At 52.2% G+C, this 416-nt stretch carries 1 pseudogene; it reads left to right on the top strand.

The window, feature by feature from the left end:
- A pseudogene (ydfJ, locus tag AC0L3J_RS37540) lies at positions 1–416 on the top strand (MHS family MFS transporter YdfJ); the annotation flags it as partial.

The following is a 416-nucleotide window of genomic DNA, read 5'->3' as shown; positions in this document are numbered from 1 at the left end:
CACCCATCTTGCTGGTGACGTTGCGTATTATTCAGGGGTTGGGTGCAGGTGCGGGAATTTCCGGTGCCGGTACGATGCTGGCGGAATATGCGCCAAAAGGTAAGCGCGGAATTATCTCCTCATTTGTGGCTATGGGAACTAACTGCGGAACCTTGAGCGCAACGGCAATCTGGGCCTTTATGTTCTTCATTCTCAGTAAAGAGGAACTGCTGGCGTGGGGATGGCGTTTACCGTTCCTGGCGAGTATTGTCGTGATGGTCTTTGCTATCTGGTTGCGTATGAATCTGAAAGAAAGCCCGGTCTTTGAGAAGGTTAACGACAGTAACCAACCGACAGCAAAACCTGCACCTGCTGGTAGCATGTTCCAGAGCAAATCCTTCTGGCTGGCAACAGGGCTGCGTTTTGGTCAGGCGGGT

Source organism: Bradyrhizobium sp. Kon37 (assembly GCF_055807535.1).
Note: the sequence above shows the minus strand (reverse complement) of the source record. Positions and strands in the feature narration are given on the sequence as shown.